Annotated in this window: 24 protein-coding genes and 1 tRNA gene; 9 read left to right on the plus strand and 16 right to left on the minus strand. The window is 68.2% G+C overall.

Annotated features, from left to right (window positions below; all coding sequences use genetic code 11):
* Positions 1 to 2 precede the first annotated feature (2 nt).
* Positions 3 to 320 (plus strand): hypothetical protein, encoded by a 318-nt coding sequence (locus E3O23_RS11540; RefSeq protein WP_134491162.1) that lies wholly within the window; start codon positions 3 to 5, stop codon positions 318 to 320.
* A 427-nt stretch (positions 321 to 747) separates the two neighbouring features.
* Entirely contained in the window at positions 748 to 957 is a 210-nt protein-coding gene (locus tag E3O23_RS11545) for a PLD nuclease N-terminal domain-containing protein (RefSeq protein ID WP_134491164.1), read from the plus strand.
* Between the two features lie 640 nt (positions 958 to 1,597).
* Here the strand turns inward: E3O23_RS11545 and E3O23_RS11550 are convergent.
* The gene (locus E3O23_RS11550) at positions 1,598 to 3,991 is read right to left on the minus strand and encodes an ATP-binding cassette domain-containing protein (RefSeq protein ID WP_134491166.1); all 2,394 of its coding nucleotides are present in this window, start codon (positions 3,989 to 3,991) and stop codon (positions 1,598 to 1,600) included.
* Between the two features lie 149 nt (positions 3,992 to 4,140).
* Between E3O23_RS11550 and E3O23_RS11555 the strand changes: the two genes are divergently transcribed.
* Positions 4,141 to 4,722 (plus strand): HdeD family acid-resistance protein, encoded by a 582-nt coding sequence (locus E3O23_RS11555; RefSeq protein WP_134491168.1) that lies wholly within the window; start codon positions 4,141 to 4,143, stop codon positions 4,720 to 4,722.
* 8 nt (positions 4,723 to 4,730) lie between these two features.
* Here the strand turns inward: E3O23_RS11555 and E3O23_RS11560 are convergent, their stop codons facing one another.
* Positions 4,731 to 6,782 carry a S9 family peptidase gene (locus E3O23_RS11560; protein WP_134491170.1) on the minus strand — a complete coding sequence of 684 codons (2,052 nt, stop codon included), beginning with the start codon at positions 6,780 to 6,782 and terminating at the stop codon, positions 4,731 to 4,733.
* Positions 6,783 to 6,794: 12 nt separating this feature from the next.
* Positions 6,795 to 7,571, minus strand: coding sequence for an SDR family oxidoreductase (locus E3O23_RS11565; protein WP_134491172.1), 777 nt, complete (start codon positions 7,569 to 7,571; stop codon positions 6,795 to 6,797).
* Between the two features lie 81 nt (positions 7,572 to 7,652).
* On the opposite strand from E3O23_RS11565, the gene E3O23_RS11570 reads away from it, so the two are divergent.
* The 4 genes from E3O23_RS11570 (at position 7,653) to E3O23_RS11585 (ending at position 10,293) form a co-directional block, all read left to right on the plus strand.
* Positions 7,653 to 8,126 carry an NfeD family protein gene (locus tag E3O23_RS11570; RefSeq protein ID WP_134491174.1) on the plus strand — a complete coding sequence of 158 codons (474 nt, stop codon included), beginning with the start codon at positions 7,653 to 7,655 and terminating at the stop codon, positions 8,124 to 8,126.
* Positions 8,126 to 9,064 (plus strand): SPFH domain-containing protein, encoded by a 939-nt coding sequence (locus E3O23_RS11575; protein ID WP_134491176.1) that lies wholly within the window; start codon positions 8,126 to 8,128, stop codon positions 9,062 to 9,064. The genes E3O23_RS11570 and E3O23_RS11575 overlap by 1 nt, the downstream gene beginning before the upstream one ends.
* Positions 9,065 to 9,073: 9 nt before the next feature.
* Positions 9,074 to 9,841: a glycerophosphodiester phosphodiesterase family protein gene (locus E3O23_RS11580; protein WP_134491178.1), complete on the plus strand. Its 768-nt coding sequence runs from the start codon at positions 9,074 to 9,076 to the stop codon at positions 9,839 to 9,841.
* Positions 9,842 to 9,927: 86 nt separating this feature from the next.
* A complete protein-coding gene (locus tag E3O23_RS11585; protein WP_134491181.1) occupies positions 9,928 to 10,293 on the plus strand; it encodes an RNA polymerase-binding protein RbpA in 366 nt (121 codons plus the stop codon).
* A gap of 55 nt (positions 10,294 to 10,348) precedes the next feature.
* On the opposite strand, the gene lnt is transcribed toward E3O23_RS11585, so the two are convergent.
* From lnt to E3O23_RS11635, 10 genes are all read right to left on the minus strand, one after another.
* Entirely contained in the window at positions 10,349 to 11,926 is a 1,578-nt protein-coding gene (lnt, locus tag E3O23_RS11590) for an apolipoprotein N-acyltransferase (RefSeq protein WP_134491329.1), read from the minus strand.
* 12 nt (positions 11,927 to 11,938) lie between these two features.
* The gene (locus E3O23_RS11595; protein WP_134491183.1) at positions 11,939 to 14,383 is read right to left on the minus strand and encodes a DEAD/DEAH box helicase; all 2,445 of its coding nucleotides are present in this window, start codon (positions 14,381 to 14,383) and stop codon (positions 11,939 to 11,941) included.
* Between the two features lie 9 nt (positions 14,384 to 14,392).
* The gene (gene tatC / locus E3O23_RS11600; protein ID WP_134491331.1) at positions 14,393 to 15,145 is read right to left on the minus strand and encodes a twin-arginine translocase subunit TatC; all 753 of its coding nucleotides are present in this window, start codon (positions 15,143 to 15,145) and stop codon (positions 14,393 to 14,395) included.
* Positions 15,146 to 15,190: 45 nt separating this feature from the next.
* A complete protein-coding gene (tatA, locus tag E3O23_RS11605; protein WP_134491185.1) occupies positions 15,191 to 15,412 on the minus strand; it encodes a Sec-independent protein translocase subunit TatA in 222 nt (73 codons plus the stop codon).
* Positions 15,405 to 15,752 (minus strand): hypothetical protein, encoded by a 348-nt coding sequence (locus tag E3O23_RS11610; protein ID WP_134491187.1) that lies wholly within the window; start codon positions 15,750 to 15,752, stop codon positions 15,405 to 15,407. Before E3O23_RS11610 ends, tatA begins: the two co-directional genes overlap by 8 nt.
* A 2-nt stretch (positions 15,753 to 15,754) precedes the next feature.
* Positions 15,755 to 16,747: a helix-turn-helix transcriptional regulator gene (locus E3O23_RS11615; RefSeq protein WP_134491189.1), complete on the minus strand. Its 993-nt coding sequence runs from the start codon at positions 16,745 to 16,747 to the stop codon at positions 15,755 to 15,757.
* Positions 16,744 to 17,859, minus strand: coding sequence for a helix-turn-helix transcriptional regulator (locus tag E3O23_RS11620; protein ID WP_134491191.1), 1,116 nt, complete (start codon positions 17,857 to 17,859; stop codon positions 16,744 to 16,746). Before E3O23_RS11620 ends, E3O23_RS11615 begins: the two co-directional genes overlap by 4 nt.
* A 107-nt stretch (positions 17,860 to 17,966) precedes the next feature.
* Positions 17,967 to 18,935 (minus strand): FKBP-type peptidyl-prolyl cis-trans isomerase, encoded by a 969-nt coding sequence (locus E3O23_RS11625; RefSeq protein WP_166790495.1) that lies wholly within the window; start codon positions 18,933 to 18,935, stop codon positions 17,967 to 17,969.
* Between the two features lie 102 nt (positions 18,936 to 19,037).
* Positions 19,038 to 20,039 carry a tRNA (adenine-N1)-methyltransferase gene (locus E3O23_RS11630; RefSeq protein ID WP_134491195.1) on the minus strand — a complete coding sequence of 334 codons (1,002 nt, stop codon included), beginning with the start codon at positions 20,037 to 20,039 and terminating at the stop codon, positions 19,038 to 19,040.
* Complete coding sequence (locus tag E3O23_RS11635; RefSeq protein WP_255453304.1) at positions 20,036 to 20,785, minus strand: HAD family hydrolase; 750 nt, start codon at positions 20,783 to 20,785, stop codon at positions 20,036 to 20,038. Before E3O23_RS11635 ends, E3O23_RS11630 begins: the two co-directional genes overlap by 4 nt.
* An 82-nt stretch (positions 20,786 to 20,867) precedes the next feature.
* On the opposite strand from E3O23_RS11635, the gene E3O23_RS11640 reads away from it, so the two are divergent.
* Positions 20,868 to 21,827: a proteasome assembly chaperone family protein gene (locus E3O23_RS11640; RefSeq protein ID WP_134491197.1), complete on the plus strand. Its 960-nt coding sequence runs from the start codon at positions 20,868 to 20,870 to the stop codon at positions 21,825 to 21,827.
* A 105-nt stretch (positions 21,828 to 21,932) separates the two neighbouring features.
* Here the strand turns inward: E3O23_RS11640 and mshC are convergent, their stop codons facing one another.
* Genes mshC through E3O23_RS11655 form a run of 3 tightly spaced genes read right to left on the minus strand, consistent with a single transcriptional unit; the run spans position 21,933 to position 25,442 of the window.
* Positions 21,933 to 23,228, minus strand: a complete 1,296-nt coding sequence (gene mshC, locus E3O23_RS11645) for a cysteine--1-D-myo-inosityl 2-amino-2-deoxy-alpha-D-glucopyranoside ligase (protein ID WP_134491199.1) — start codon at positions 23,226 to 23,228, stop codon at positions 21,933 to 21,935.
* A gap of 13 nt (positions 23,229 to 23,241) precedes the next feature.
* A complete protein-coding gene (locus tag E3O23_RS11650) occupies positions 23,242 to 24,096 on the minus strand; it encodes an undecaprenyl-diphosphate phosphatase (protein WP_134491201.1) in 855 nt (284 codons plus the stop codon).
* A gap of 20 nt (positions 24,097 to 24,116) precedes the next feature.
* Entirely contained in the window at positions 24,117 to 25,442 is a 1,326-nt protein-coding gene (locus tag E3O23_RS11655) for a M20/M25/M40 family metallo-hydrolase (protein WP_134491203.1), read from the minus strand.
* 108 nt (positions 25,443 to 25,550) lie between these two features.
* Between E3O23_RS11655 and E3O23_RS11660 the strand changes: the two genes are divergently transcribed.
* Positions 25,551 to 25,634: transfer RNA gene (locus tag E3O23_RS11660), tRNA-Leu, on the plus strand.
* The last annotated feature ends 16 nt before the right edge of the window (positions 25,635 to 25,650 follow it).

Consider the following 25,650-nt stretch of genomic DNA (forward strand, 5'->3'; position numbering starts at 1 on the left):
CCATGGTCCAGCACAAGAAAGCACAGGAGAAAGCACAGGGGAGCGGTTCGCGCACACACCTCTTCGAGTGGGTGGAAGACAAGCTGCGCCCCATCTTCGACTCGCCGCCCGTCGGCAGCTATGAGGCCGAGCACGCCGTGAACCTTCAGGAGTGCCCGATCTGCGGCCATTCCATGCGCGAGCACACGATCGACCATTCGGTCGCGAACACCATCCTCGTCTGCCCGGTCCCGCATCCCGGGGCTTGGGACCGCGACGCCTTCGAACCGGTGAACGAGTTCGGCATGGTGCGCGGGCGCGGACGGCCCGCCACGGAGTAGGGACCTCTCGCCGGGTTCGGGAGGACACGCGGGGGAGGAGCGGAGGAACTACGGGATCAGGATGTCCAGGACACGCCCCATGAATTCCTGGACGCGGACTGGGCCGCGAGCGGCTTGATCTGACTAAGCGGGAACTGGACTTAGCGGAGGGTCCTATTTCTCCTGGGCGTTCGGCTTGGGAGACGATCGCAGTTGTGATGTCTTGAGGTCGATGTACGCGGGGCCGATGTCGTCTTCACCCCAAAGGGTGTCCGGTTCGAGGTCGAGAAGCTTACCGCCGGCGAGGAAGCACTGTTCACCGGCAAGCGGTCCAGGTCGTCGCGAGGTCAGGCAAGGTAAATAGACAACTCGCTTTCAGTGTGGGCCGTGCTCTGCGCGCTGGGACTATGTGGTTGTAGATTGGCTGTATTCGGAGGGGGACTGAGCTATGGACATCGCATCGACTGGCTTCATCGCTGCGGGCCTGATTGCCTGCGGGGTGATTCTCGCCCTCATCATCGTCGCCCTTGTGCAGGTAGCCCGCGCACCGATGGAGCCCGCTGGCAGGGCGATTTGGGTACTCATCATCGTGGTCGCTCCCGTGCTCGGGTCGATTGCCTGGTTTGCCATCGGACACAAAGTCCGCGCATTACGGTGACTGTCGGTGGGGACGAGAAATGACCTCTCATCTGGGTTTAAGCAGAAATGCTCGTGAAATGCAGTGGATGCCACTCGAATCACCGGAAAACAGGGATCCGACGAACTTCGGCGCCGCGAAATTCCTGACATTGAGCCATCGCGGGCCAGCAGTACCAGCAACACCCGCTATATCCCAGTAAATCCGTGGAAGTTCGTGCTGTCCATGGTTCCAGGCGAAACAGCGATCAGGGGAGTCCTATTCTGCAAATCCTGCAATAGGTGCATTCCGACTTGACATAATGTGCATTATCGGACACATTCTGTCGGGCGGAATCCGGAGTCGTGGGGCCCGGTGGATGGCGCGCAGCCGGTGGATGGCGCCACCGACGCCGGCAGGCGATTCCGTCGGCGCTCCCGCCTCGTCTCCCGTCGCGTCGCGGCGGTCGCCGGTTGGCGGGATCTTCCTCGTCGGTTCGAGAATCGGCTGGTCCGGGTGTCATCCCCCAGATCCGGACGCTTACTCGCGGGAAACGGCCGCCCGCCCCGATCTCTTGACGTTCCGATCTCTTGACATAACGCGCAGAAGTCCCCGCCCGCCGGAGTCGCGGCGCCGCCGTGCGTGGCATCGCCGTGACGGCGGACCGCTCCTGACCAACCGGTCAGCTGCCGACGTAGGCCGCCAGGTGCACGCCCGTGAGCGTGGACCGGTCGGCGACGAGGTCGCCGGGGGTGCCCTGGAAGACGATCAGGCCACCGTCGTGGCCCGCGCCGGGGCCGAGGTCGATGATCCAGTCGGCGTGTGCCATGACCGCCTGGTGATGCGCGATGACGATGACCGACTTGCCCGAGTCGACGAGCCGGTCCAGCAGGCCGAGCAGCAACTCGACGTCGGCGAGGTGGAGGCCGGTGGTCGGCTCGTCGAGCACGTAGGTGCCGCCCTTCTCCGCCAGGTGCGTGGCCAGCTTGAGCCGCTGCCGCTCGCCGCCGGAGAGCGTCGGGAGCGGCTGGCCGAGGCTGAGGTAGCCGAGGCCGACGTCGGCGAGACGGCCGAGGATGGCGTGCGCGGCCGGCGTGCGCGCCTCCCCCGCGCCGAAGAACTGCTCGGCCTCTGTGACCGACATCGCGAGCACCTCGCTGATGTCGCGGCCGCCGAGGTGGTAGTCCAGCACCGCCGCCTGGAACCGTTTGCCCTCGCACTCCTCGCAGGTGGTGGCGACTCCGGCCATCATCCCCAGGTCGGTGTAGATGACGCCGGCGCCGTTGCAGGTGGGGCAGGCGCCCTCGGAGTTGGAGCTGAACAACGCCGGCTTCACTCCGTTGGCCGTGCCGAACGCCTTGCGAATGGGGTCCAGCAGCCCGGTGTACGTCGCCGGGTTGCTCCGCCTGGAGCCGCGGATCGCGCCCTGGTCGATCGAGACCACACCGGCGCCGGCGGGGATCGACCCGTGCACGAGCGAGCTCTTGCCTGAGCCGGCGACACCGGTCACGACGACCAGCACCCCGAGCGGGATGTCGACGTCGACGTCCTTGAGGTTGTGCGCCGTCGCGCCGCGGATCTCCAGCGTGCCGGTGGGCGTGCGCACCGTGTCCTTGAGGGCGGCCCGGTCTTCGAGATGGCGGCCGGTGAGGGTGCCGCTGGCTCGCAGACCCTCCACTGTGCCCTCGAAGCAGACGGTGCCGCCCGCCGTACCGGCGCCCGGGCCAAGGTCGACGACGTGGTCGGCGATTGCGATCGCCTCCGGCTTGTGCTCCACGACGAGCACGGTGTTGCCCTTGTCGCGCAGCTGCAGCAGCAGCTCGTTCATCCGCTGGATGTCGTGCGGGTGCAGCCCGATGGTCGGCTCGTCGAAGACATAGGTGACGTCGGTGAGCGAGGACCCGAGGTGACGGATCATCTTGACGCGCTGCGACTCGCCGCCGGACAGCGTGCCCGACGACCGGTCGAGGCTGAGGTAGCCCAGCCCGATCTCGGCGAAGGAGTCGAGGGTCCGCCGGAGCGCCCCGAGCAGCGGCGCGACCGACGGCTCGTCCAGGCCGCGCACCCACGCGGCCAGGTCGCTGATCTGCATGGCGCAGGCATCGGCGATGCTGAGGCCGCGGATCTTCGAGGACCGGGCGCCCTCGTTGAGCCGGGTCCCGCCGCACTCAGGACAGCTGGTGAAGGTGACGGCCCGGTCTACGAACGCCCGGATGTGCGGCTGCATCGCCTCCTTGTCCTTGGAGAGCATCGACTTCTGGATCTTCGGGACCAGGCCCTCGTAGGTCAGGTTGATGCCGTCGACCTTGATCTTGGTCGGCTCCTTGTAGACCAGGTCGTGCAGCTCGGTCCTGGTGAACTCGCGGATCGGCTTGTCCGGGTCGAAGAAGCCCGAACCGGTGAAGATGCGGCCGAACCAGCCGTCCATGCTGTACCCGGGGATGGTGAGCGCACCCTGGTTGAGGGACTTGCTGTCGTCGTACAGCGCCCCCAGGTCGATGTCGGTGACGGAGCCCATCCCCTCGCAGCGCGGGCACATGCCGCCTGTGATGGAGAAGCTGCGACGCTCCTTGACCGGCTGTCCCCCGCGCTCGAGCGTGACCGCCCCGGCACCGTGGGCCGAGGCGACGTTGAAGGAGAACGCCTGGGGCGAGCCGAGGTGCGGCTGTCCGAGCCGGCTGAAGACGATCCGCAGCATCGCGTTGGCGTCGGTGACGGTTCCGACGGTGGAGCGGGGGTTGGCGCCCATTCGCTCCTGGTCCACGATGATCGCCGTGGTCAGTCCGTCCAGCACGTCCACGTCGGGCCGAGCCAGCGTCGGCATGAAGCCCTGCACGAAGGCGCTGTAGGTCTCGTTGATCATCCGCTGCGACTCAGCGGCGATCGTGCCGAACACCAGGGAACTCTTGCCAGAGCCGGAGACGCCGGTGAACACCGTCAGCCGCCGCTTCGGGATGTCGATGCTGATGTCCTTGAGGTTGTTCACGCGCGCGCCCTGCACGCGGATCAGATCGTGGCTGTCGGCAATGTGCGGCGCGGGCGACTTCGTGTTGTCCGTCCTCGTGTCCATGCTCATCCTGTCTCCCCCGTGGGCCGGGCCGGGCCCGCATCGAGCATACTTCGGGGCATGGACGGCCGGCACGCCGCGCAGTAGTTTGTCGGCATGTCCTGCGGCATTGCGCCGGCGGACGATCCATCCGACCCCAGAAGGCGAGGGCTGTCTCCATGTCCAACAGCGTCTTAGTGTTCGACCTCACCGTCGATCCGGAAGCTCTCAGCAAGTCCGAAATCAGCGGAATTCGGTTTGCCTTCGCCGTCAGCGGCATCCTCGCGGTTGCGTTCGGTGGCCTGGTGCTGTTCTGGCCCGAGGCGACGCTGTCCGTGCTGGCGACGCTCTTCGGCCTGTATTTCCTGGCCGCCGGGGTCGTGCATGTCGTCCGGGGAATCTTCACGGGCGGCGCCGGTGTCGGCGGGCGCGTCCTCAGCATCCTGCTCGGCATGCTCCTCGTCGTCGCCGGCATTGTCACGATCCGGAACCCCCTGAACTCGTTCGTCCTGCTCGCGATGGTCATCGGAATCTCCTGGATCATCGAGGGCGTGGTCGGGCTCGTCGAGACGGCGCACGACTCGAGCAGGTGGTTCGGCTGGCTCTTCGGCATCTTCGGCATCGTCGCGGGGACGGTCGTGCTCCTGCTGCCGGCCGACTCGCTCGCCGTCCTGGTCTGGGTGGGCGGGATCTTCCTCGTCGGCTCCGGCATGATCCAGTTGGTCCAGGCGTTCACCTTCGGCAAGCGTGCCAGCGCCTGAGGCCGGCGTCAGTCTCCTGACGGGACGCCTGGCGGGTTCTCCGACGTCGGCAGGTGCCGGGCCCACCAGTCCAGGATGATGTCGAAGCGGCGCAGGCGGTGGCGGGGGCTGCCCGCGCGGCTGAGTTCGTGATTCTCGCCGGGGAAGATGACGAGTTCGGTGGTCACTCCGCCGCGTTTCAGCGCGGAATAGTATCGTTCGGCCTGGGACAGCGGGCACCGCAGGTCGAGCGCCGAGTGCATGACGAGTGTCGGTGTCCTGACCTGGCCGACGCAGGCCTGGGGGCTCTGCGCGCGCACCAGCTCCGGGTCGGTGCCAACGTACTCATCGGTGAACGAGTCCCCGATGTCGGATGTTCCCACGAAGGCCTCGGGGTCGAGGTAACCGCGCTCGACGATCGCCGCGGTGAACCGGTGGTCGTGCGCGATCGTCCAGGCGGTCAGATAGCCGCCGTAGGAGCCGCCCATGATGCCGAGCCGGGTGGGGTCCAGCGAGGAGTCCTCGGCCAGGGCGCCGTCCAGGAAGTCCAGCACGTCGGCCTGGTCGAGGACGCCCATCCTCTGCCGGATGGCGCGACCGTGGGCGTGGCCGTAGCCCGACGAGCCTCGCGGGTTGCACATCACGACCGCGTAGCCGGCGTCGGCGCAGACCTGCGCCTCGTCGAAGAGGGCAACCGTGTACTGCGCGAACGGGCCGCCGTGGATGGTGAGCAGCACCGGGTGCGGGCCGGGACCGGGAGGTGTGAGCACCCAGCCGTGCACCGGGTAGCCGTCCCGGCCGGTGACGGTGAGTTCGCGTGCTGACGCAATTCCCGTCTCGCGCAACGGCGCGGACAGATCGGTGAGGCGGCGAAGCCTGGGCGTCTCGGCCAGGGCGATGTCGCCGGCCGTCAGCGCGTCCTGGAAGGCGAAGACGATGCTCTCCCCCACTGTGTCGACCCCGGTCACGACCACGGCGCTGGACGTGACCGGGGTGATCACCCCGTCGCCGGACACCCGGACCAGTTGCACGCGGCCGCGCGACTTGCTGTGCGCCAGGACCGACCCGTCGGCCGTGACACTCAACTCCACCATGTTGTCGAGGTCGATCTCGTCCGGATCGGTGAGCCGAACCGGCTCCCCCTCGGAGCGAAGGAGATACAGCCCGGTGGTGCGGGCGACGAAGTCCCGGCCGCTCTCCCCCACGTCCTCGGCCAGCGCGAAGATCGTGCCGTCCGCCGCCCAGGCCACCTGGCCGATGTGCAGGCCCGCCTCCGCACCGAGGGCGATCCGCTCGGGCACGCGCGGATCGGCGCCGGCCGGGTCGAGCAGGAGCTCGACGAGTTCGGTGGCCAGGTCGCGGTCCCGCCCGGCATGGCGGGCGGAGATGGTGACGAGTTTCGAGCCGTCGGGAGCGAAGGCCAGCCCGGAATGGTCGAAGTCGCCGGTCGTGACCTGGCGCGCGCACGGCACACCGAGCGGGATGCGGCCGGACTCGGCCAGGTCGGCCGGTTCGACGCCCGGCGATGGCGTCGGAGCCGCCGCCGGCTCGCCCCAGACATCCGGAACGTCGACCAGGAACACGTGTGCGCGTTGGTCGACCGTATAGCCGACGCCGTTGGACTGGTAGCGCAGCGTCGTGATCCGTCGCGGGGGTTCGGACCCCGGATCGATCCCGGGCACGGTGCCGTAGCGGCCGGTCTCCGGCACCCGGGCGAGGAAGCCGAGGACGCGGGAATCCGGCCGCCAGCGGTAGTCGGTGACGCCGAGGGGCGCGTTCGTGACCTGGAGGGGCTCTCCCCCGGCGGCGTCGACAACATGCAGTTGCGCCGGCCCGCCGGCCGCCGCGCGCAGGAAGGCGAGCAGGCGTCCGTCGGGCGAGAAGCGCGGGGCGGTGTCGCGGTGGCCCCTGGTCACTCGCCGCGGGGACGGCTTGCCCGTCAGCGCGACCGTCCACAGCTGGCCGAGGTAGTCGTCGGCGGCGAAATCCGGGTGCGCCAGCGAGAAGACCGCCCGGCTGCCGTCGGGGTGGATGCTGGGGCGTGAGACCGCAGAGAGAAGGGGGAGGTCAGGCGCCTTCATCCACCGCTCCTTCTAGCCGCCGTTGAAGTCGGAGGTGTCGCCAACGTAGCGCGTATTGCCTTCCGGCACCGGCTCGACCGCGGCCAGGGCGATTTCCGCGGCGAATTCGCTCACGTTGTACAACCGTCCGGCGGCGTCCTTCCGGGCGCTGATGGCACCCGGGTTGGCGCGTTCGAGGAGGGTGGCCGTGATGGTTCCCTCGATCATGTCGCCGGAGACGACGACGAAGCCGATGCCGGCCGCTTCGAGTTCGGGGATGAGCGCGCGGAGGGCGTCCTCCCCCGCGCGCTTGCTGCGGGCCACCGGTTCGTATTCGGGCATCGTCGCCGTCGTGCCGATGAAGTGGGCCTGGTGGCTGGTCACGAAGACGACGCGGGAGCCCGGCCCGAGCAGCGGAATGGCCCGGCGCAGCAGGTCGACCTGTGCGTCCCGGTTCAGCTGCATGGCGTAGTCGGCGGCCATCCCGCTTTCCATGCCTCCCGAGGCGTTCATCACCAGGATGTCGAGCCCGCCGAACTCGGCGCGGATCGAGTCGAACATCGCGGCGACGGAATCCGGGTCGGTCAGGTCGGCGCCGACCGTCATGGCCGTGCCCCCGGCCTCGCGGATGGCGTTGGCGAGCTTCTGCGCCCGTGCCTCCTTGTTGCGGAAATTGATCACGACGCCGGCGCCGGCCTCCGCGAAGTATCCGACGGTGTCAGCGCCGATTCCACGGGAGGAACCGGTGACGAGGACGCGCTTACCCGTGAGTGAACCGGGTGCGAGGGGGTTGTTCGGAAGGGTGCTCACGGAAAACTACCCTAGCAACATGCCAGGCGCCCGGAGCCGGGATGATAGCTTCTGAGATGTGCCGACACGCGAGGGGGCGAAATGCCTGATCTGACCCAGTACCTGTGGATCATCTGGCTGGTTTTCATCCTGATCTGCGTCATCATCGAACTGCTGAGCCTCGAGTTCACCTTCTTGATGATCGCCGCCGGCAGTCTCGCCGGCCTCGGCGCCAACCTGCTCGGCGCGGTCTGGTGGCTGCAGATCCTGGTCGCCGCGGTGCTCTCGGTCCTGCTGCTGCTGACCATTCGCCCGCTCCTCCTGCGGGTGATGCACAAGGGCGCCGATCCCACCCCGAGCAATGTCGCCGCGCTGATCGGGCTGAGCGGCCGGGTGATGTCCACCGTCGGCGGTGACACCGGCGGGCTGGTGAAGCTGGCCAATGGCGAGACCTGGACCGCACGACTCTCCCCCGGCACCGGTCACGGGCCACTCGAACCCGGCGACGAGGTCCACGTCGCCGCGATCGAAGGCTCCACCGCCGTCGTCATCCCCTCGGAAAGGAACACCGCGTAATGCTCAATCCTGGAGAATTCATCGGCCAGATCTTCGTGATCGCCCTCCTGGTGGTCATCGGGGTGTTCGTCATCGTGGTGCTCGTCCGGGCCATCAAGATCATTCCGCAGGCCAACGCCGGCGTCGTCGAACGCCTCGGCAAATACCACAAGACGCTCCTGCCCGGGCTGAACATCCTCGTGCCGTTCATCGACCGCGTGCGGCCGCTGCTCGACATGCGCGAACAGGTCGTCTCCTTCCCCCCGCAGCCGGTGATCACCGAGGACAACCTCGTCGTCTCGATCGACACGGTCGTCTACTTCCAGGTGACGGATGCCCGGGCCGCGACCTACGAGATCGCCAACTACCTCGGCGCGGTCGAGCAGCTCACCACGACCACCCTCCGCAACGTGGTCGGCGGCCTCAACCTCGAAGAGGCGCTGACCAGTCGCGACAACATCAACGGCCAGCTGCGCATCGTGCTCGACGAGGCGACCGGCAAGTGGGGCATCCGGGTCGGCCGCGTCGAGTTGAAGGCGATCGACCCGCCCCACTCGATCCAGGACTCGATGGAGAAGCAGATGCGCGCCGAGCGCGACCGTCGCGCTCTGATCCTCACCGCCGAGGGCACGAAGCAGTCGGCGATCCTGACCGCCGAGGGCGCGCGCCAGGCCGCGATCCTCCAGGCCGAAGGCCAGGCCCAGGCTGCGGTGCTGCGGGCGCAGGGCGAGGCCGAGGCCATCCAGATCGTCTTCAAGGCGATCCACGACGGCGACCCGGATCCCAAGCTGCTCGCGTACCAGTATCTCCAGACGCTTCCCAAATTGGCCGAGGGCAGCGCGAACAAGCTGTGGATCGTGCCGAGCGAACTGACCGAGGCCATGAAGGGGATCGGCCGGGCGTTCGGCCAGGGAAACGCTTCCGGATCGCCCGAAAGCCCCGCCCGCACACCGGAGTAGTCGAGAGCCATGCCGGCCGAGCGACCGTCGGAGTTCCTCGCGCCGCCGGGGCCCCGTGTCTTTGCGCACCGGGGGCTGAGCATCGAGGCGCCCGAGAACACCCTGCTGGCGTTCGTCAAGGCCCTGGCCGCCGGGGCGACGCACCTGGAAACGGATGTGCACGTCTCCCTCGACGGGGTCGCCGTGCTCAGCCACGACCCTGACCTGGCGCGCGTCGCCGGGAGCTCCGCGCGCGTGGACCAGCTCACGATGGCGGAACTCCGGCGGATCACACTGTGGGCGGGCCAGTCCTTCGTGTCGCTCGCCGAGGCCCTCGACGCGTTTCCAGAGGCCCGGTTCAACATCGACGTGAAGACGCCGGGGGCCGTGGAGCCGACCGCGCGGGCGGTCCGGCAGGCCGGCGCCACGGCGCGGGTGCTGATCACCTCGTTTTCCGAGCCCCGTCGCCGGGACGTCGTCGGGCTGCTTCCCGGCGTGGCGACATCCGCGTCTCCCCCCGTGCTCGCCAGGGCGCTGCTGGCCGCGCGGCTCGGCCTGACCGGGACGGCCCGCCGGGTCCTGCGGGGGTTCGCCGCGGTCCAGGTGCCCGAGCGTTACGGCCGCCTGCGGGTGGTCACTCCCCGATTCATCCGCGTGATGCACGCCGTCGATGTGGAGGTGCACGTCTGGACGGTCAATGATCCCGCGGAGATGCGCCGGCTCCTCGACCTGGGCGTCGACGGCATTGTGACCGACCGATGCGACCTGGCGGTCGCCGTCATCGCCGGGCGAATCTGAAAGATTTCCTTGAAAACGCGCGTAACGGAAAGATAACGTCCAGCTTCATGGTTTATACCTGAGAGTGCATCGAGAGGAGAAACACGATGGCGGATCGCAGTTTGCGTGGTATGAGGTTGGGCGCCCAGAGTCTTCAGAGCGAAGAGGGTGTCACGTTTTCACCACGAGTCAGTCACACCTACCTGTGTGCAACGTGTGAGCGCGAGACGGTGATGGTCTTCTCGGCCGATGCCGAGGCCCCCGACGAGTGGGAGTGCCGGTTCTGCTCCCAGACGGCGACCCGGCTGGTGGATTCCAAGCCCGTTGTCGTCGACCACTCCGACGAGAAGGTAGCCCGAACCCACTGGGACATGCTTTTGGAACGCCGCACCCGTCCCGAACTCGAGGAACTCCTCGAGGAACGACTCACGGTTCTTCGTGAGCGACGCGGCTCGCACAAGGTCGGCGCCTAAGGCCCGACGGCACAGGCCCGACAACGCAGGCCCGACGGCACAGGCCTGACAGCGCTCACCTGACAGCGCCCACCCGACGGTCGACCCCAGGAACCCGCTCCCGAGCGGGCGAGGGGCGGCTCGTCACCACTCCCCCGAGGCAGAACGCCAGGCCGGCCAGGCCGATACCGGAAACGAACCATTCGAGCGCGCGTCCGAACGCCATGGCCGGCGTCACGGTATCGCTCAGCGGCACGGACTGCACCATCGACCCCGGCTGCCAGGTCGGAATGCTGTCGATCGTGCGGCCGTCCGGGGTGATGATGGCGCTGGAGCCCACCGTGGAGATATTCACAACGGTCCGGCCGGCCTCGATCGCCCGAAGCCGGGCAATAGCCAACTGCTGCACACTCTCATCCGTGCGCCCGAAGTCGGCGTTGTTCGTCTGCGCCAGGATGATCTCCGCGTTCCCATCGATCATCTCGTGCACCAGCTGGTCATCGGCGATGTCGAAGCAGATCGCGATGCCGGCGAGGACGCCGCCGATGTCGAAAACGTTGCTCTGCGTCCCGATGGCGTAGTCGCGGGAGACCAGGTCGATCAGCTCCGGCGCAAACGGGCGCCAGAATGCCCGATCCGGCATGTATTCCGCGAACGGGACCGGATGAACCTTGTCGTAGACCGCGACGGCGCCTTCGCCCGCCTTCCAGAGCAGCGAACTGTTGTAATACTTGCCGTCACGACGCGTGATCGTTCCGGTGATCAGCGGGGCGTCCATCTCCCGGCTGATCGTATCGGCGACCCGGGCGGCGTCATCCGATCGGGTGGGGTCGATGTCGCTGGCGTTCTCCGGCCACACCACGAAGTCGACATCCTCCCCGATGAGCGGCAGGGTCCCGGAGACGTGGTCGTCGAGAATCTGCCCCGGGGAGAACCTCGCGAACAGCCCGGCGTCCGACGCGCCCTGCACCGCGGCCAGGCGAGTCGTACCGGACTGGACCGTCGGCCAGGCCGGAATCACCAGCAGCAGGGCCACCGACGCGGCCGCGATCCCCCCGCGGAGCCCCCGGCCGAGTGCCGGCTCGCGAAGCAGCTGAACGCCCAGCGCGCCGAGCCAGACCAGGAGGAAGCTCAGGCCGGACAGGCCCACCCAGGCCGCCAGCGAGTTGAACGGGCCCTCCGACTGGGACAGGGCGACGCGCCCCCAGGCGAAGCCGCCGTACGGCCAGACGGCCGAGAGTGCCTCACGAAGTGTCCAGAGCCCGGCGACGACCACGGGGACCATGCCCAGGCGACCGAGCGGCGTCGGCCAGACCCGAGGCCCGACCCGCAGGACCACGGCGGTCAGCGCCAGGCCGGCCCCGAAGAACAGCGTCTGCAGCACGGCGAGGGCGAGCCACGGCACCGGCCCGAGGTAGAGCGTGAGCCACCAGATGTGGATCAGCCAGAAGGACAGCCCGCCCACCAGCCCGACGAGGAGACCCGTCCACGGTCCGCGCCCGATCAGGGCGACGAGCATCAGGCCCACGCCGACGGGTGCGAGGAACCACCAGCCCCGATCCGGGAAGGCGGCGTCGAGGACGGCGCCGGCTCCCGCGGCGAAAATGAGGGCCGCCCAGAGCGGCAGACGCAGCGAACGTTCGGTGCCCTCCATCACCACAACAGCCTAAGCAACGGACGAGTAGGCCACGATTCCGCGGCGGACGGCATCCATGGCCTGGCGTGCCGTCCGGCCGACCGGATCGTCGGCGACGACGGAGAGCTGGTCGAGCAGGTCGATGGTCTGTTTGGTCCAGCGCACGAAGTCCCCGGCGGCCATTTCCGCCTCACCGAGAACGTCGATCAGGGAACCGCCGCGGGCCCACTTCCACATGGCCAGGCTGAGGCCCAGGGCGAGGGGATTGCTGCCGGGCAGTTTGTTGTCCCGTTCGAGGTCGTCGAGCCGGCTCCAGAGTTCGTGCGTGCGGTCCAGGGCCGGCATGAAGGCGCCCCTGGGGAGATAGCGCTCGTTGATCAGGCCCTCTTCGCGACGCGGCTCGAAGACGAGCGCGCAGGCCATCGCGGCGAGGCCCGCCGGGTCGAGTTCGGACCAGATCCCCTGCCGGAGAGCCTCGGCGACGAGCAGGTCACGGTCCGCGTAGATGCGCCGGAGGATGCGCCCGCTCTCGCTCAGCGTGACGGCCCCGGCCTCGTCCTTCACCAGGTAGCCGTAGCCGAGCAGCACATCGGTGACCCGGTCGAAGATCTTGGCGATGGCGTTCGTCCGGGACGAGATCTGCTGGCTGAGGGCATCCGTCTCCCGTTTGAGTTTCCACCAGCGTTCGGCCCACCGGGCGTGCTGTTCGCGCTCGGGGCAGTTGTGGCAGGAATGCGCCTTCAGGCGTTTGCGCAGGGCCTGGAGTTCGCGCTGGCGCCGTTCCCGCTCCCCGCGGGAGGCGTGTTCGACGGCCTGGCCCTCGCGTTCCAGCGCGGTCAGCGACCGGCGGATCGCCGCGTAGTCGGTGAAATCACCGAGATGACAGGTCATCGATGTGGTGTAGCCGGCAAGCGACTCTTCCTGCTGCCGCAACTTGCGGGCGAGGTCGACGACCGCCCGGTCGGCCTGGAACTGGGCGAAGGAGGACTCGAGTACCTCCCTCGTGCGCTGCCGGCCGAACTGGTCGATCAGGTTCACGGCCATGTTGTAGGTGGGCTTGAAGCTGGAGTTCAGCGGGTAGGTGCGCCGGGAGGCGAGGGAGGCGACCGCCTGGGGGTCGAGCCCCTGCGCCCACTGGATCACCGAGTGCCCTTCCACGTCGATGCCCCGGCGGCCGGCGCGCCCGGTCAGCTGGGTGTACTCCCCCGGAGTGATCGGGACCCGGGCCTCGCCGTTGAACTTCTCGAGTTTGTCGAGCACGACGGTGCGGGCCGGCATGTTGATCCCGAGGGCCAGGGTCTCGGTGGCGAACACCGCCTTGACGAGTTTCTTCTGGAACAGTTCCTCCACCACCTCCTTGAAGGCGGGCAGCAGGCCGGCGTGGTGTGCCGCGACGCCCCGTTCGAGCCCGTCCAGCCACTCGAAATAGCCGAGCACGCCGAGGTCCTCGTCGAGCAGGGTGCGACAGCGCTCGTCGACGATCTGGCGGATCTCCTCACGTTCGTGCTCATCGGTGAGCCGCACGCCGGCCCGCAGGACCTGGCGCACCGCCTGGTCGCAGCCGACCCGGCTGAAGATGAAGAAGATGGCGGGCAGGAGATGTTTGCCGTCGAGCATCCTGACGATCTCGGAACGGTCCATCCGCCCCGCGTCACCCTGCCCGCGCTGCAGGTAGCTCCCGCGGTCCCCGCCGCGTCGACCAGGGGTCGAGCGCTGGTTGAGGGACCGTCCGCTCGCCTGCGAGAGGCGCACGAGCTCCGGGTTGACCCGGTGGGTTGCCCCGGAACCCGCGCTGTCGAACAGGTCGAGCATCTTGCTCTTGACCAGCACGTGCTGCTCGAGCGGGACCGGACGTTCCTCCGAGACGATGACATCCGTTCCGCCGCGCACGGCCTGAAGCCAGTCGCCGAACTCCTCGGCATTGGAGACGGTGGCGCTCAGCGCCACCATCCGCACACTCTGCGGGAGGTGGATGATGACCTCCTCCCAGACGGCGCCGCGGAACCGGTCGGCGAGGTAGTGCACCTCGTCCATGATGACGAAGGCGAGGTTGGTGAGCAGGTCGGAATCGGCGTAGAGCATGTTGCGGAGGACTTCGGTGGTCATCACGACGATCCGGGCCTGGGCGTTGACATTCGTGTCGCCGGTGAGAAGGCCCACCGATTCGGGGCCGTACTCGGCGACGAGCTCCTGGAACTTCTGGTTGCTGAGCGCCTTCATCGGGGCGGTGTAGAAGACCTTCGCCCGGGGCTGCTGCATCGCCAGGAACACCGCGAACTCGGCCACGATCGTCTTGCCGGCACCGGTCGGCGCGGCAACGAGGACACTGTTGTCATCCTCGAGGGACGCGCAGGCGGCGAGTTGGAACGGGTCGAGTTCGAAGCGCAGGCCCGACCGGAAGGCCTGCAGCCGCGGTCGGCTCGCCCGGGATCGGGCTGCCGCGTACTGCTCGGCCGGCGAGGAAATGGAAGTCATGCAGTGAGCCTAGAGTCCCATTTCCCGCTCGAAAGCCAACGTACGCTTCGCGACGCGACGATCGTGCAGGTACGCGATGCCGTAGGCGGCGAAATACAGCACGACCATCGGGATCGCCAGGAGGAACATCGACACGACGTCGGCCGCCGGGGTCGCAATGGCGGTGAACAGCACGATGACCAGGATGGCCACCCGCCAGGACTTGATGATCGACTGGGCGCTGATCACACCGGCGAAGTTGAGCAGCACGATGAAGACCGGCAGCACGAACGCGACGCCGATCGCGACGACGAGTTTGAGCACGAAGTCAAAGTAGTTCTGGGCGTTGATGAACGCCGAGTCCTCAGACGGAGCGAAACTCGTCATCAGCGCGACCACATGCGGGAGCACATACCAGCCGGCGGCGCAGCCGGCCAGGAACAGCGGGACGGCGGTGAAGAAGAAGCCGAACGTGTACTGCTTCTCCTTGCGGGTCAGGCCCGGCACGAGGAAGGCGAAGATCTGGTAGAGCCAGACCGGACTGGAGACGATGAGCCCGACGTAGAACGCGATCTTGAGCTTCAGGTCGAAGGCCGACGTGATGTCGGGGTAGTTGATCTGGGCGTTTCGATGCTGTGCGTTGATGATCGCGTAGATCGGCTCGCGCAGTGCATCCCAGACGTAATCGGAGAGCAGCCAGCCGACAACGGCCCCGATGAGGACGCCGGCGGCCGCGAGGAAGAGGCGCTTGCGAAGTTCCAGCAGATGTTGCCCGAGCGACATCTTCCCTTCGCTGCTCGCACGCCGAGTGGTGCGCACGGCCAAGGGTTACGACTTCGTCGTGGGATCGGCCGATCCGGCGGCCTTCGACGCCTCGTCGCCGGACTTGCCGGCCTCGTCATCGACGGTGTCGCTCTTGATCTCACTCTTGAAAATCTTCATCGACTGGCCGAGGCTGCGGGCCAGGCCCGGCAGCTTGGGCGCGCCGAACAGAAGCAGAACGACGACGAGGATGATCAGGAAATGCCATCCGGTCAGGTTGTTAAGCATGAGGGTCAGTCCTCTGGTTCAGGTGGGCGTGTGTCATTAGTTTACTCCGCTGGATCAAGCGATCCCGACGCAGCTGCCGGCGGCGCGCCCCGGCCGCGTGCCGGAGCAGGACCGCGTCCGACAGCTCCTGGCGGCTGCGAAAGACGGCCGGAGTGAACCGCTCCGGTTCGGCTTCGGCCGCCAGGGCGTTTGGATCGAGGTCGGCCGCCCGGCCGAGGTCCTCCAGGGCGTGCAGGGTTCGCATCGCCTTCCGGAACAGCGTGAGCCCGAACCAGGCCAGCAGGCTGAGCAGGGCGAGGACCAGCCCGGTCCAGATGAGCAGCCACGACCACCAGGGCATGGCTAGGCCTCGCCGCTGGGGTCGTCGTAGCGGGCCGCCCCGGCCGCGGCCCAGTCGGCGACGGCCTGCCTCGCCTCGGCCGGTTCGACCACGGTGACGAGTCCGGCCAGGCCCGCGACCAGTCGTTTGAGGCCGTGGTAGTGGGCGACGCGCAGGGTCGTCCGGACACGGTCTCCGCCTGCGGGAGTTGTCGCACGGGCGGGCGCATAGTCGGCCAGGAGGACCAGCGCCGACGCGGGCAGTTCAATGACGACCGAGAGGTCGTCGTCGGAGGCCTGGAACAGGGTGTCCGGGAGCACGAGCCCCGCGTCGTGCGAGCCGACAGGTTCGGTGGTCGTCCGGAGCTCGCTCATCCGGTCGAGCCGGAACGTGCGCGGGGCCTGCCGCAGGTGGCACCAGCCGCGCAGGTACCAGTCGTTGTCCACGGATTCCAGGCGCAGCGGGTCGACGAAACGGTGTTCGTGCTCGCCGCGTGCGTTCAGATAGTCGAATGCGACCTGGACGCTGGAGCGCCCGGCCGACTGGATCACCGACATCGCGGCGTCGGAATCGGGGCTGGACACGGCGAGCTGGGTCGGCGTGCCGGATGCTCCGCGCGAGAGCTTGGCCATGAGCGAGGCGACGGCGTCCCGGTCTGCATTCTCGGGCAGCGAGGAGAGGTATTGCAGCCCGGCGATGAGCGCCGCGGCCTCCCGCGCGGAGAAACGGGGAGAATCGTCGATGGCGACGAGGTGGGTGAGCGTGATCCGGTCATGCTCCTCGAACTCGTCCCAGTGGATGTCGAAGAGGTCACCGTCGAGGTACTGGTGCGTCTCGCCGGGGATGCCGGACACCGCAATGAGCCTGACGGCCTCGCGCACCCGCTCCGCCGGCACGCCGAAGTGCCCGGCGACCTCGGCGACGGTGACACTGTCGTGGTCCATCAGATAAGGGATGAGCGAGAGGAGGAAGGTGAGCTTGTCCGAGGCGCCGAGCGCGGGCGGGCGGGCGGTCATGCCGCGCTCCCCTGCGTGCTGCCGGTGTGGGCGTCGCGCACGCCGACCAGGCGGGTGCGGACCGCCTGGCGGAGCGCGAGCGGTGACCGCACGAGCACCTCGGGGCCGTAGCCGGCCAGTTCGTCGGCGAGGATGTCGATGTCGGTGTAATGCAATGTCACCGTGTGCGGAGTGACCGTGCGCAGCGTGACCGTGTTCGGTGTCATCGTCGTCCCAGCGGCAGTCCCGGCCGCATCCCGTTTGCCTGCATCCTGTTTGCCTGCTTCTCGTTTGCCTGCTTCTCGTTTACTCAGGCGAACGGCGGCGTCGCTGCCGGGTTCGACCTCCAGCTCGGCGACATTGGCCCCCCACAGGGCGTCCAGTTCGTCCAGCGCTTGCCGGCCCTTGCCCTCACCGTCGGGGACGAAGGTCTCCCCGGGGACGGTCACGACCGGTCCCACGATGCGGGAGAGCAGGTACGTTCGGGTGGCCTGCGCGTCCTGGTCGGTGCCGTAGAGGTGCCAGCGTCCGCCGTGCAGCACGACCGCGCGCGGGGCGACCCGTCGGCGGCGCGGGGAGCTCTCCCCGGGCTTGAGGTAGAGAAACGCGACGACCTGGCCGTGATCCAGTGCCCTGCTCAACGGGGTGAAGGACGCGTCTCGGGCGCGCAGGTGAGGCGCGTAGCCGAGCACGGGATCGCTGGAGTCCACGCCGAGTGAGTTGAGCTTGGTCAGCGCCCGGCGTGACTCGGCGGACAGGGATCCCTCGCGCCAGACGGTGGCGGCGAGCTTGAGCAGCATCAGTTCGTCCGGCGAGAACGACACGTCGGCGGGCAGGTTGTAGAGGCCCTTGGGGATGCGGTAGCGCAGCAGGTGGTTGTTGCCCGGGTCGTCCGGAGGTTCGACGGTCTCGAGCGGGATTCCCAGCTCGCGGATGTCGTCCTTGTCCCGCTCGAACTGTCGCTCGAGGTTGGCGTTGTCACCGTCGCTCAGATAGCGCTGGCGGTAACCCTGCACGGTGGACAGGATGTCCGCCTTGGTCAGGCCGATCTCGGTCGCGATGAGCGCCAGGACGAGACTGAACAGTCGTTCCTCAACGGTGATGCGGGGGGTCTGATCTGCGGTGGTCGGCACGCTGCGATTCTAACGGCGTCACCCGCCGGACCCACGCAAAACCGCAGTTGCGGTGCCTGAAACGAGTCCAGGAACGCCGCAACTGCGGTTTCGGGGTGGGACGGGTGTTACTTCACGCCGAGGATGTCGACGACGAAGACGAGCGTCGAGCCGGCCGGGATGGTGTCGGACGCCTGGTCGCCGTAGCCCTGGTCGGGCGGGATGACCGCGATGACCTGCGAACCGACCGTCTGGCCGATGAGTGCCTTGGCGAACCCGGGGATGACGCCGCCCTGGGTGGTGGAGCCGTCGGCGGCGGCGAACTCGGCCGGTTCGCCGGTCTTCCAACTGGAGTCGAAGACCTTCTTGGTGTCCCAGAGAACGCCGGTGTAGTGCACGGTGACCGGGTCGCCTTCCTTGACCTTCTTGCCGTCGCCCTTCTTCAGGACGTTGATCTCGAGCTTGGTCGGCGCCTTAGAAGCGGGAATGGTGATGCCGGGCGCGCCGTTGTCGGCGAGAACGACGGCCGGCATTCCTGCCTTGGCCGGCTGGGGCGCGCCGTCGGCGCGGGTCTTGTATGCCTTGACGACGTCGAGGACGAACACGAGGGTGTCGTTCTTCTTGACGCCGATCTGCTCGTTGCCGCCCTGGGGGCCGAAGGCGTCCTTGGGGGCGACGGTCAAAGCGATGCGCGACCCCTCCTGGGCGCACTTGAGGCCCTGCGAGAGACCCTTGATCGTCTTGTCGTTGAGCACGAAGCCGGCCAGCGTCGAGCCGTCGTACTTGCTCTCCTCGATGACCTTGCCCGTTCGACCGTTGTAGACGCTGAGGTCGATCTTGACCTTCTGGCCGGTGGCAAGGCCCTTGCCTTCACCGGTGATGATGTCGGTGCGCTCGGTGGTCTTCGTTTTCAGCGGGGTCGGGAAGTCGACCTTGGGCTTCGAGCCGAACTTGCCGTCGACCTCGACGAGCTTGGAGGCCGCTCCTTCCTTGACCGGGGCGTCACAGCCGGCTTCGTTCGCGCCGGGGCCGGCGCACGCGGTCAGTGCCGCAATCAGTAGTCCGGCGGTGGCAATCGATGCGAATGCTTTGCGCACAAGTCCTCTTCTCGGTACAGGGGGGCACGGCGGCACGGGGCCGCTGCGCGGTTGCTATGGGTGGCTGGTGGTTGCCGTCAACAGGGAGGGCAAAGGCCCATCCTAACCGGCGTCGAGGTCCCGAGCCTTGGAAAGTGCTGCACCCGCGCCCGCGGCCCGCACGCGTTTGCGCAGGGCCTTCGGGCTCACGCTGCGCTCCCCGAGGGCCCCCGGGGTCCATGCCTCGACATCCGCGTCGTCGAAATCGGTCTTCGACGGGCGGCGTTTGAGCTCCGGCAGGATCGTGTCCGGGGCGAGGCGGCGGGCCGTGATCAGGAAGCCGGTGTGGCCGATCATCCGGTGGTCGGGCCGCACGGCCAGGCCCTCGACATGCCAGCCCCGGATCATCGTCTCGTTGGAGTCCGGGTTCGTGTACAGCCCCGAACCGCGGATGGCTTCGGCGACGCGGGACAGCTGGGTCACGGTTGCCACGTAGCAGAGGAGGACTCCCCCGGGCTTGAGGGCCTCCGAGACGGCGTCCAGGCATTCCCATGGGGCGAGCATGTCGAGCACGACCCGGTCGACGGACCCGGGTTCCACCGTCGTGGGCAGGGCTTCGGCGAGGTCGCCCAGGGTGATCGTCCAATTGGCGGGGTCGGAGCCGAGGAACGTGGCGATGTTGGCGCGGGCCACGTCCGCGAACTCCTCGCGCCGTTCGAAGGAGGCGAGCCGGCCGGCCGGGCCGATGGCCCGGAGGAGCCAGAGCGACAGTGCGCCGGAGCCGACGCCGGCCTCCACCACGGTGGCGCCCGGGAAAATGTCCGCCTGCGCGAGAATCTGGGCGGCGTCTTTGGGGTAGATGATCGCGGCGCCGCGGGGCATGGACATGACGAAGTCGCTCAGCAGTGGCCGCAGGGCCAGGTGCTCGACGCCGACGTTGTTGGTCACGACCGAGCCGTCCGGCAGGCCGATGATGTCGTCGTGCGACAGGATGCCGCGGTGGGTGTGGAAGACCTCGCCCGGAACCAGGGTGATCGTGTTCATCCTGCCCTTGGGCCCGGTGAGCTGAACCCGGTCCCCGGCCCGGAATGGTCCGCTGTTCTGGATGACCTGACTATCGTTCATGCTGTGGCTGCGCCCTCGTCGGTGGTGGTCCCGGTGTGCACCGGTATGTGGATTCGGTGGGCGGCCCTGCGCCGTTGGCCGAAGAGTTCGCTGAGGCCGGCCACGGTGCGGCCGGACAGGGTGGGCCAGAGCGTGTAGTGCACGCTTTCCGGCAGCTCGATCAGATGCGGCACGCCGATGACGACGGCTCCGGCCGCGACGGCGGCGGCGACGCCGGGTGCGGAGTCCTCGACGGCGATGCAATGCGCCGGCTCCACCCCGAGGAACGCGGCCGCGGCGAGGTACGCCTCCGGGTGGGGCTTGCTGTGGGTGACCATGTCTCCGGCGACGATGGTCTCGAAGGCGGCGAAGTCGATGAGGTCCGCGATTTGCCGGGCCATCCGCTCCACCGACATCGTGACGAGCGCCATCGGAATGCCGGCGTCCTTCAGCTCCGCGAGCAGTTCACGCGCTCCGGGCCGCCACGGCACGCCGTGCTCCGCGAGCTGGGCCTGAACCCGGTCGGTCAGCCAGTGCACGATCGCGTCGGCGTCCATGTCGACTCCGCGGTCCTGCAGGATGGCGGCCGAAGCCCACAGGCCCGACCCGACCATGAGCATGCAGTCCGCGTGCGTCCACACCCCGCCGAACGACTCGACCAGTTCGGTTTCGGCGACCATCCAATAGGGTTCGGTGTCGACGAGGGTTCCGTCCATGTCCCAGAGCACCGCGGCCGGGATGAGGGGAATTGCAGGGATCAGGTTCACGGGGTTCAAGTGTAGAGGGCACTGACTATCCTTGAGTGAGGTTCTCCGAGTGGAGCATCCGGAATGATCGGGGTCTCACGCAGTGACAGACGGCAATGGGCTCCTCAGCGCTCGACTCCTGGTCGTGGCGTTCGAGGGCTGGAATGACGCGGGCGAGGCGGCCACCGGTGCCGTGCGCGCGTTGAAGGAACTGCTCGACGTTGACGAGATCGCCCAGGTCGATCCCGAGGTGTACTTCGACTACCAGTTCAATCGGCCCACGATCTCCACGAATGAAGACGGTCGGCGCCTGATCGAGTGGCCCAGTGCGATCATGTACGGGCCGAAGACCCCCGGGGCGGCCGGGGTTCCGCTGGCCGAAGACGCGCAACTGCGGGTGAGCGGCACGAATGCGGGCAACATCTACTTGTTGCTGGGCACCGAGCCTTCGCGGAGCTGGAAGAGCTTCGCGGCGGAGATCCTCGACGCCGCCCTCGCCGCCGATGTGAGCGCCGTCGTCTTCCTCGGGGCGATGCTGGCCGACGTCCCGCACACCCGGCCGATCTCGATCTTCGTGTCCAGCGACAACCCTCAGGTGCGGGCCGAACTGCAGGTGGAACGCAGCAACTATGAGGGCCCGGTGGGCATCCTCAGCGTTCTCGCGGAAGCCGCCGAGAAGGTGGGCATCCCCACGCTGTCGATCTGGGCGTCCGTCCCGCACTACGTGCACAACGCCCCCTCGCCCAAGGCGATGCTGGCGCTGATCGACAAGCTCGAGGAAATCATCGACGTCGTCATCCCCCGCGGTGACCTCGTCGCCGAGGCGGCCGAGTGGGAGAGCGGGATCGACGCGCTCGCCGCGGAGGACGAGGAGATGGCCGCGTACATCGCCCAGCTCGAGCAGGCCCGCGACACCGTGGACTCCCCGGAAGCCAGCGGCGAGGCGATCGCGCAGGAGTTCGAACGCTACCTGCGCAAACGTGGGGACGGCCGTGACGGCCGTGACGGCCAGGGCGGCTGGGCGGACGGCCGACCGGGCCCGGACGCGCCCCGAGCCCCCTGACCTCGCCCCTCCTTCCCCCTCTTTTTTCCCCGCGAGAACGCAGTCGTGCGCGTTAAACGGCGCGCATAGCGCGCACGACTGCGGGTTCGCGGGATATTGCGGGGCTTAGAGGGCGACGCCGAGCAGCGCGTCGATCGCGCGCACGAGCAGGGCCGGGTCGTCCAGCGGATGCCCGGCGGCGGCATCCACGATCGCCAGGGCCCGCGGCGTGTCGAGGTCGTCGGTGAGGGCGGCCCGCAGCCGGTCGACCACGGCGGCGGCGCTCTCCGCTGCCGGCGAGGACGTCGAAGAAGGCGAGGCCGAAGCACGGGAGGCTGCGCCGAACGACGCGGTCCACCGTGCCAGGCGACGTTCCGCGTCGCCGACCTGGCTGTCCGTCCACTCCCAGTCCGCCCGGTAGTGGTGGCCCAGGAGGGCCAGGCGGATGGCGCGTGGGTCGACGCCCGACGCCCGGAGGCTGGACACGAGCACGAGGTTGCCGAGCGACTTGCTCATCTTCTCACCCTGGTAGGCGACCATGCCGGTGTGGCTGTACACCCCGGCCAGCGGGTGCCCGGAGAGGGCGGCAGCGTGTCCGGCGCTCATGTCGTGGTGCGGGAAGATCAGGTCGGAGCCGCCGCCCTGCACGGTGAAGTCGGTTCCGAGTTCCTTCAGGGCGATCACCGAACACTCGATGTGCCAGCCGGGCCGGCCCGCCCCGACCTTCGACGGCCAGGCCGGTTCCCCGGCACGGGCCGCGCGCCAGAGCATCGGATCGAGTGCGTCGCGTTTGCCGGCGCGGCCCGGGTCTCCCCCGCGCTCGGCGAACAGGGCGAGCATCGTTGCCCGGTCGAGGTTGCTCTCTTCGCCCAGCTTCCAGGGCGCCTGGCGTTCGGCCCCTGCGATGTCGAAGTAGATGTCCGCCGCCTGCTCGCCGGCCGAGCCCGGCAGGGCGTCGCTGGTCTCGACCCGGTAGGCGAGGCCGGCGTCCCACAGCTGGTCGACCGCGGCGGCGATTTCGTCGATGACCTCGGTGACGGCGACGTAGTCATCCGGCGGGATGATCCCGAGCGCCTCCATGTCGGTGCGGAAGAGCGCCACCTGGGATTCGGCCAGCTCGCGCCAGTCGACGCCGGTCGCGGTGGCTCGCTCCAGCAGGGGGTCGTCGACGTCGGTGACATTCTGCGCGTAGTGCACCCGGTAGCCGGCGTCCAGCCAGGCGCGTTGCAGCGTGTCGAAGGCGAGGTAGGTGGCGGCGTGGCCGATATGCGTCGCGTCGTACGGCGTGATGCCGCAGACGTAGAGCCGGGCGACATCCGTGGGCCGGGCCTCGACGACCTGGCCGGTTGCGGTGTCGTGCAGCCTCGGGGCGTCCGACCGACCCGGAATCGACGGGACGACGGGTCGTTGCCATGCACGCATTCCCTCAGCCTAACTAGGCGCTGATCGTGTTCGTGGCCAGCAGCACGAAGAGAGCCGAGCCGAGCAGGATCCGGTAGATCACGAAGGGCAGGAAGCTGTGCTTGGAGATGTAGTTCATGAAGAACGCGATGACGGCCAGGGCCACACCGAAGGCGACGACGGTGGCGACGAGCGTCTCCAGCGGGCCGAACAGCTCCGGCGTGCAGTTGCCCGCCGCCTCCACGCACGGCTTCGCGACCGACTTGTACATCTGGTAGAAGCCGCTGCCGAGCACAGCCGGGATGGCCAGCAGGAACGCGTAGCGGGCTGCGGCGGCGCGCTCGTAGCCCATGAAGAGTCCGGCCGTGATCGTTCCGCCGGAGCGTGACACGCCGGGGATGAGCGCGAGGGCCTGCGCGAAACCGTAGACGATGCCGTGGCCGACGGTGAGGTCGTTCAGGCGCCGTTTCTTCGCGCCCACATAGTCGGCGATGCCGAGCAGGATGCCGAAGACGATCAGCACGGTCGCGGTGATCCACAGGTTCCGCAGCGACGTCTCGATCTGGTCCTGGAAGAACAGCCCGAGCACGATGATCGGCAGCGAGCCGAGGATGATCAGCCAGCCCATCCGCGCGTCCGGGTCGGTGCGGGGCACCTTGCCGACGAGCGACCTGCCCCACTGCCCGATGATGCGCACGATGTCGCGCCAGAAGAAGAGCACGACCGCGGCCTCCGTGCCGATCTGGGTGATCGCGGTGAACCGCGCCCCCGGGTCGGCGCCGGTGCCCAGGAATTCGCCGACGATGCGGATGTGGGCGCTGGAGGAAACGGGCAGGAACTCGGTCAGTCCCTGGACGAGGCCCAGGATGATGGCGTTGAGGAAATCCACGTGTGCTGGTGCTCCGGTTGCTAGTAGGTCGACAGCAGGTCGGTCAGGACCCGCCTGCCAAACACTAATGCGTCCAGCGGCACCCTTTCGTCCACACCGTGGAACATCGCCGGGAAGTCCAGTTCCGGCGGCAGCTTCAGCGGGGCGAACCCGTAGCCCTTGATGCCCAGCTTGCTCAGCGCCTTGTTGTCGGTCCCCCCGGAGAGCAGGTACGGCAGGACGGGTGCCCCCGGGTCGTGCCGGCCGAGTGTGTGGACCACGGCCTCGACGAGCGGCCCGCTGAACTCGGTCTCGAGCCCGATGTCGCGGTGGACGATGACGATTTCGATGTCGGGGCCGACCAGCTCGGCGACCTCGGCGAGCACGGCATCCTCTTCGCCGGGCAGCGAGCGGATGTCGATGAATGCCTCGGCCAGGTCGGGGATCACATTGTGCTTGTACCCGGCCCGCAGCAGGGTCGGGTTGGTGGTGGTGCGCAGGCTCGCCTGGATGAAACCGGAGGCGGTTCCCGTGGCGAGGGCGAGCTCGTCCGGTCCGACCCGCTGCGGGTCCACGTCGAGGATGCGGGCGAGTTCGGCGAGGAGCTCCGTGGTCGTGTTCGTGAGCCTGATCGGCCATTCCCGCCGGCCGACCTTGGCCACGGCCTCCGCCAGCCGGGTGATCGCGTTGTCGCGGATCAGCCGCGAGCCGTGCGCGGCCTGGCCGCGTGCGACCAGTTTGATCCAGATCAGGGCCTTCTCGCCGGTCTGCAGCAGGTACGCGCGCTTCCCGCCGAGGGTGATCGAGTAGCCGCCGACCTCGCTGATCGCCTCGGTGGCGCCGGCGAAGAGTTCCGGGTGGGTGTCGACCAGGTAATGGGAGCCGAACACTCCCCCGGCCTCCTCGTCGGCGAAGAACGCGACGACGAGGTCCCGGGCGGGCTCCTCGCCGGCGCCGAGGATGTCCGTGAGCGAGGCGAGCATCATGGCGTCCATGTTCTTCATGTCCACGGCTCCGCGTCCCCAGAGCAGCCCGTCCTTGATCACGCCCTCGAACGGGTCGACGCTCCAGTTGGCCGGATCGGCCGGCACCACATCGAGGTGGCCGTGCACGACGAGCGCGCCCCGGCTGCTGTCGCGGCCCTTGACCCTGGCCACGACGCTCGTGCGGCCCGGCGCGGATTCGAACACCTGTGGTTCCAGGCCGAGGCCGCGCAGCCGCGCTTCGACGTATTCGGCGGCATCCGTCTCACCGTTCGAGCGCCCCTCGCCGTAATTCGTGGTGTCGAAACGGATGAGATCGCGTGCGATCTCGGCCGTCAGATCCAGTCGGTTGTCGGCCACGGTGCTATCAACGGAGGGTGCCATGGTCCTCACGCTACCGGCATCCGATGGGTGCCGGGTGAATCAGGGCAGGTCCGAATCCGTGCTAAGTTATTCCTCGGCAGTCGATGCGAATCAGCTGCCCAAACACCCGCCCGGGTGGCGGAAATGGCAGACGCGCTAGCTTGAGGTGCTAGTGCCCGTAAGGGCGTGGGGGTTCAAGTCCCCCCTCGGGCACGGAGATTGAAAGTAC

This window comes from Cryobacterium tagatosivorans (assembly GCF_004402215.1).
GTDB lineage: Bacteria > Actinomycetota > Actinomycetes > Actinomycetales > Microbacteriaceae > Cryobacterium > Cryobacterium tagatosivorans.

Excerpts from the sequence above, each read along its gene's own strand:
- E3O23_RS11585 (WP_134491181.1), top strand. The coding sequence starts at position 9,928 with ATGGCGGATCGCAGTTTGCGTGGTATGAGGTTGGGCGCCCAGAGTCTT.
- E3O23_RS11550 (WP_134491166.1), bottom strand. The coding sequence starts at position 3,991 with ATGAGCATGGACACGAGGACGGACAACACGAAGTCGCCCGCGCCGCAC.
- E3O23_RS11545 (WP_134491164.1), top strand. The coding sequence starts at position 748 with ATGGACATCGCATCGACTGGCTTCATCGCTGCGGGCCTGATTGCCTGC.
- tatC (WP_134491331.1), bottom strand. The coding sequence starts at position 15,145 with ATGTCGCTCGGGCAACATCTGCTGGAACTTCGCAAGCGCCTCTTCCTC.
- E3O23_RS11560 (WP_134491170.1), bottom strand. The coding sequence starts at position 6,782 with ATGAAGGCGCCTGACCTCCCCCTTCTCTCTGCGGTCTCACGCCCCAGC.
- E3O23_RS11570 (WP_134491174.1), top strand. The coding sequence starts at position 7,653 with ATGCCTGATCTGACCCAGTACCTGTGGATCATCTGGCTGGTTTTCATC.
- E3O23_RS11555 (WP_134491168.1), top strand. The coding sequence starts at position 4,141 with ATGTCCAACAGCGTCTTAGTGTTCGACCTCACCGTCGATCCGGAAGCT.
- E3O23_RS11540 (WP_134491162.1), top strand. The coding sequence starts at position 3 with ATGGTCCAGCACAAGAAAGCACAGGAGAAAGCACAGGGGAGCGGTTCG.
- E3O23_RS11655 (WP_134491203.1), bottom strand. The coding sequence starts at position 25,442 with ATGGCACCCTCCGTTGATAGCACCGTGGCCGACAACCGACTGGATCTG.
- mshC (WP_134491199.1), bottom strand. The coding sequence starts at position 23,228 with ATGCGTGCATGGCAACGACCCGTCGTCCCGTCGATTCCGGGTCGGTCG.
- E3O23_RS11595 (WP_134491183.1), bottom strand. The coding sequence starts at position 14,383 with ATGACTTCCATTTCCTCGCCGGCCGAGCAGTACGCGGCAGCCCGATCC.
- E3O23_RS11630 (WP_134491195.1), bottom strand. The coding sequence starts at position 20,039 with ATGAACGATAGTCAGGTCATCCAGAACAGCGGACCATTCCGGGCCGGG.
- E3O23_RS11580 (WP_134491178.1), top strand. The coding sequence starts at position 9,074 with ATGCCGGCCGAGCGACCGTCGGAGTTCCTCGCGCCGCCGGGGCCCCGT.
- lnt (WP_134491329.1), bottom strand. The coding sequence starts at position 11,926 with ATGGAGGGCACCGAACGTTCGCTGCGTCTGCCGCTCTGGGCGGCCCTC.
- E3O23_RS11615 (WP_134491189.1), bottom strand. The coding sequence starts at position 16,747 with ATGACCGCCCGCCCGCCCGCGCTCGGCGCCTCGGACAAGCTCACCTTC.
- E3O23_RS11610 (WP_134491187.1), bottom strand. The coding sequence starts at position 15,752 with ATGCCCTGGTGGTCGTGGCTGCTCATCTGGACCGGGCTGGTCCTCGCC.
- tatA (WP_134491185.1), bottom strand. The coding sequence starts at position 15,412 with ATGCTTAACAACCTGACCGGATGGCATTTCCTGATCATCCTCGTCGTC.
- E3O23_RS11575 (WP_134491176.1), top strand. The coding sequence starts at position 8,126 with ATGCTCAATCCTGGAGAATTCATCGGCCAGATCTTCGTGATCGCCCTC.